Consider the following 5,077-nt stretch of genomic DNA (forward strand, 5'->3'; position numbering starts at 1 on the left):
AGCAGGCGCAACCCGAGCGCGCGCTGACCTGGCGCTCCGATGTCGCCAACGCCTTGATCTTGGCGGCGGATCCCCTGTCCACGAAACCCGCGACCCGCAATCGCGCGGAAGCCCTTGCGCAACGCGCAATCCGTCTCAGTCCGCTTGATGGGCGCAGTTATCGCGTGCTCGCGCAGATCGCCGAAAGCCGTGGCGATGCACCGCGGGCCCTCGCGCTTTATCAGATCGCAGCGCGGCATTCGCCGCGTGATTTGCGCAGCCACGTCTGGCTGGCCAATCACTATCTGCGCTCCGATACTCCGGAAGCCGCGTTGCCGCATCTGGATGCGATGTTGCGCGTGCAGCCCGGATCGATGCCGATTTTGTTTCCGCAACTCGTCGCGTTCGCCAGCCATGCGCGCACCCAGCCGGCGTTGGCGGCACTTCTCGCAGCGGATCCGCCGTGGCGCCGGCAGGTGATGACCAAGCTTTGCCGCGAGGTGAAAGATCCCGGCGCGTTGACGCCCTTCATCGAAGACCTGCGCAAGTTGCCGGGCGGCATCCACGAAGACGAGATGGCGGTGTGGCTCGACCGTCTGGTCGCCGATCGCCGCTGGGGGCAGGCCTACCTGTTGTGGGTGGCGCAGTTGCCGCCAGAGCGACGCAAGGTGATCGGCAATGTCTTCGACGGTGGTTTCGAATCGGAGCCGAGCAATGAAGGTTTCGACTGGCGTTTCGGGCAGGTGCAGGGCGCGCGCATCGACCTGCTGCCGATCACCGGCGCCGGCGGCGAGCGGGCATTGCGCGTCGCCTTCGAGGATCAGCGTGTCCCGTTCAATCACGTCCGGCAATTGTTGGCGCTGCCGCCCGGGGCTTATCGCATGACCGGCCGGGCCCGGGCCGAAGACCTGCGCAATGAGCGCGGCCTGGTCTGGACCCTGCGCTGCGCCGAGCAGAACAAGCCGCTGGCCAGCAGCGAGCCGGTGCGTGGCAACAGCGGCTGGCGCGATTTCAGCCTTGATTTCAGCGTGCCGGCACAAGACTGCGGCGGCCAGTGGTTGCAGCTGAGTCTGCCGGCGCGCATTCGCGCCGAGCAGCGGATCGGCGGCCGGGTCTGGTACGACGACCTCAGCATTGCCCGGATTGACCCGGCGGCGTACACGCCACCATCACCTCCCTGAAAGAAATTCCTAGGGGTCTCAATGGCTTGTCAGACTTATCTCGACTGCGGTAGTCTCTTAACACCTGCGTCATCTAGCGGCCCCTTTTGGGCTTGGAGGAATGGCATGAAGCGCTTCGTACTTTTGGTAGCTTCGTCCTTGTTGGCGACCGCGGCATTGGCGGCTGATCCTGTGGCAACCCTGACCTTCGATGGTTCGGTGATGGTCAATCAGGGCAAAGAATTCGTGGCGGCGCATTCGGGTCAGGCCTTGATGCCGGGCGACCGCGTGATGGTGGCGGAGCAGGGCAGTGCGACGGTCACCTTCAATGATGGTTGCGCGCTCTCCGTCGAGCCGGGCTCCCTGGTTTCAGTGCCTTCCATTTCCACCTGTGCCGGTGGCTCCGTGCATCCGCAGAAGATCGCCCCCAAGAACACCTCGGCGGTTGGTGCGACAGGATCCGGTGGCGTCGATTGGGTGGGTGCGATGGAAATCGCGTTGCCGACCTTCGCTGTCATCGCCTGGGATCTCGATCACCACCGTGACGACAAACCGGAACCGACCGTGAGCCCCTGAGGGCGCAGTCGACCAGATCAACAAGGGCCGCTAATCGCGGCCCTTTTCATTTCGGGAGTTGTCATCGGTGTCAGCGCAGGATCGCTCCAATCCCGCCCAGTTCTTGTTGACCGGCTTACTGCTGATCGTCGCGGTCACGTTCGGTGGCGGACAGGGCGGGCAGGGGGATGTGCTGGCGCAATTGCTCGCTGTCGCGTTGATCGCCCTGCTGCTCGTCAGCTGGTTTCGTGTGGGCACTGCACCGCCCCGGATCGCCGCATGGGCGCTGTTGCCGTTGGCATTGCCGCTGCTGCAACTACTGCCGCTGCCGTTCTCTGTGTGGGACACCAATCCGCAACGCCATGCCATCGCCACCGAATGGCTGCTCGCCGGCGTGACCGCCTATCCTCATGTCAGCTTGCAACCGGTCGCCGTCGAACGCGCGCTGTGGTCGCTGCTGCCGGCGTCCGCACTGTTCGTGTCGGTGCTGTCTCTGCCATCCACGCAGCAACGCCGCCTGTTGATGCTGGCGGTCGCGCTGGCGGTGATCAGCGTCGTGCTCGGTATCGCACAGATGGCCGACGGCCCCGACAGCGCGCTGCGCTTTTACGCCAATACCAATCCCACCGAAGCCGTCGGTTTCTTCGCCAATCGCAACCACCTCGCTACCCTGCTGGTGATGGCACTGCCGCTGGCGATCGGCCACACCGCCTGGCTGGTCAGCGAACGCTTCGCCGGCCGGCCGGTATCGCCGCTGCTGATCATCGGCGGCATCGGCCTGGCGGTATTGCTGATCCTGGGCATCGCACTCGCACGTTCGCGCGCCGGTCTGATCCTCGGCATGCTCGCCGTGCTGCTGTCGTTGCCGGTGGTGCTGTCGTTGCGTGATCGCCGTGGCATGCGCCGCGCGGTGATGATCATCGTCAGCGTGGGTCTGGTGCTGTCGGTGCAGTTCGCGCTGTTCGGGATTCTGCAGCGGCTCGACAAGGATCCGCTCGATGACGGCCGCTGGGAGTTCGCGCGCATCACCGCCCAGGCCGCTGCCCAACACGCGCCCTTCGGCTCCGGCCTGGGCACGTTTCGCAAGGCCTTCCAGCCGTTCGAAGCACAAAGCCCGGAAGGACAAGGTGATGCCGTCGTCAACCACGCGCACAACGATTACGTCGAGTTGTGGCTCGAAGGCGGCTGGCCGTTTGCGGTGCTGTTCGCGATCGGCCTGTCCGCGTTTCTCATCGTCAGTTGGCGCACCTGGCGTCGCCATCCGGAAATGCCGGCCCGCGACCTGTTGCTGATGCGCATGGCATGGGTCGCCGTCCTGCTGCCCCTGCTGCATTCCCTTGGCGATTATCCGCTGCGCACCACCGCCAACATGAGCGTGTTCGCGCTGATGGTGGCGGTGTGGCTGGGCCGCGTGAATCGTGGAAACGAAATGCAGATAGACGGCCGCGCCTAGAACACCCGTCGCGTCATCGCGGCGCGACCGGAAGCCATTTCGAGCGTCCCGCTTCCTTCCATCGCCCCGCCGTATCGACGTACCATCCGGACATCTCCTCACCGGCGCGCATGACCCATGCCCCAGCTTGACCAGACCCGCATCGCCATCATCGGACTGGGCTACGTCGGGCTACCGCTGGCGGTGGAATTCGGCAAGCAATTCGAAACCGTCGGGTTTGACATCCACGCCGCGCGCATCGCCGCGCTACGCCAGGGCGAAGACAGCACGCGGGAAGTCAGCGCCGCCGAGCTCGCCAGCAGCGACAAGCTGAAGCTAAGCGCCGATCCGGAAGACCTGCGCCGCTGCAACGTCTTCATCGTCACCGTGCCCACGCCTATCGATTCGGCCAAGCGCCCCGACCTCACCCCGCTGATCAATGCCAGCGAAGCCATCGGCCGCGTGCTCAAGCGCGGCGATATCGTCGTCTACGAATCCACCGTCTACCCCGGCTGCACCGAAGAAGTCTGCGTGCCCATCCTCGCGCGCGCTTCCGGCCTGAAATTCAACAGCGATTTCTTCGCCGGCTACAGCCCCGAGCGCATCAATCCCGGCGACAAGGATCACCGCGTCACCAGCATCCTCAAGGTCACCTCGGGTTCTACGCCCGAGATCGCCGACTTCGTCGACAGCCTCTACGCCAGCATCATCACCGCCGGCACGCACAAGGCCAGCAGCATCAAGGTGGCGGAAGCGGCGAAAGTGATCGAAAACACACAGCGCGATCTCAACATCGCGCTCGTCAACGAGCTCGCGCTGATCTTCAACAAGATGGGCATCGATACCTTGGAAGTGCTGCAGGCTGCCGGCACCAAATGGAACTTCCTGCCATTCCGCCCCGGCCTGGTTGGCGGCCACTGCATCAGCGTTGATCCCTACTACCTCACCCATAAGGCGCAGGAGATCGGCTACAACCCGGAAGTGATCCTCGCCGGCCGCCGCATCAACGATGGCATGGGCGCACACGTCGCCACGCAGACCATCCGCCTGATGGCGCGCAAGGGCATCAACCCGGTCGGCGCACGCGTGCTGGTGATGGGCCTGGCCTTCAAGGAAAACTGCCCCGACCTGCGCAACACCCGCGTCATCGACATCATCGCCGAGCTGCGCGACTACAGCGCGCAGGTGGATGTCCACGACCCCTGGGCCGATGCCGCCGAAGCCAAACACGAATACGACCTCGATACCATCGCCGCGCCGCAAGCAGGCGTGTACGACGCCATCATCATCGCCGTCGGCCACAAACAATTCGCCGCGATGGGCGCCGCCGGCATCCGCGCCTTCGGCAAACCCGGCTCGGTGTTGTACGACGTGAAGTGCGTGTTGCCGCGGGAAGCGGTGGATGGACGACTCTAAGCAGGAACGCAAGCAATGAAAGTGTTGGTCACCGGTACGGCGGGTTTCATCGGTTCGCATGTCGCGATCAAGCTGCTAGAGCGTGGCGACGAAGTCATCGGCTTCGACAGCATGAGCGACTACTACGACGTGAATCTGAAGAAGGCGCGCTTGGCGCGCTTTATCGATCATCCTAACTACACGCACATCCAGGCGGATCTCGCCGATCGCGCCGCGGTCGAGGCGGCTTTCGCCACGCACAAGCCCCAGCGCGTGATCAATCTGGCGGCGCAGGCGGGTGTGCGTTACGCGGCGGAAAACCCGCATGTGTATGTGAGCAGCAACGTCACCGGGTTCCTGCACATCCTGGAGGGCTGCCGACACCACGGCGTCGAGCACCTGGTATTTGCGTCCACCAGTTCGGTGTATGGCGCGAATACCAAGATGCCGTTCTCGGAGCATCAACCGACCGAGCATCTGCTGACGTTGTACGCGGCGACGAAGAAAGCCAACGAGATGATGGCGCATAGCTACGCCCATCTCTATGGCATCCCGT

Annotated in this window: 5 protein-coding genes; all 5 read left to right on the forward strand. The window is 64.2% G+C overall.

What is annotated here, in order from left to right; genetic code table 11:
- Positions 1 to 1,160, forward strand: a 1,160-nt coding sequence (locus tag VKM35_RS00720; RefSeq protein ID WP_324317317.1) for a tetratricopeptide repeat protein, incomplete at its 5' end; no start/stop codon positions are given.
- Between the two features lie 105 nt (positions 1,161 to 1,265).
- Entirely contained in the window at positions 1,266 to 1,715 is a 450-nt protein-coding gene (locus tag VKM35_RS00725; RefSeq protein WP_324317319.1) for a hypothetical protein, read from the forward strand.
- Between the two features lie 106 nt (positions 1,716 to 1,821).
- Positions 1,822 to 3,147 carry an O-antigen ligase family protein gene (locus tag VKM35_RS00730; protein WP_324317321.1) on the forward strand — a complete coding sequence of 442 codons (1,326 nt, stop codon included), beginning with the start codon at positions 1,822 to 1,824 and terminating at the stop codon, positions 3,145 to 3,147.
- A 117-nt stretch (positions 3,148 to 3,264) separates the two neighbouring features.
- Positions 3,265 to 4,542 (forward strand): Vi polysaccharide biosynthesis UDP-N-acetylglucosamine C-6 dehydrogenase TviB, encoded by a 1,278-nt coding sequence (gene tviB / locus VKM35_RS00735; protein ID WP_324317323.1) that lies wholly within the window; start codon positions 3,265 to 3,267, stop codon positions 4,540 to 4,542.
- A gap of 15 nt (positions 4,543 to 4,557) precedes the next feature.
- On the forward strand, positions 4,558 to 5,077 hold a 520-nt coding region (locus VKM35_RS00740), incomplete at its 3' end, for an SDR family NAD(P)-dependent oxidoreductase (protein ID WP_324317325.1).

It is taken from the genome of Arenimonas sp., assembly GCF_035312645.1.
In the GTDB taxonomy this organism is placed as follows: Bacteria; Pseudomonadota; Gammaproteobacteria; order Xanthomonadales; family Xanthomonadaceae; genus Arenimonas.

Excerpts from the sequence above, each read along its gene's own strand:
- VKM35_RS00725 (WP_324317319.1), top strand. The coding sequence starts at position 1,266 with ATGAAGCGCTTCGTACTTTTGGTAGCTTCGTCCTTGTTGGCGACCGCG.
- tviB (WP_324317323.1), top strand. The coding sequence starts at position 3,265 with ATGCCCCAGCTTGACCAGACCCGCATCGCCATCATCGGACTGGGCTAC.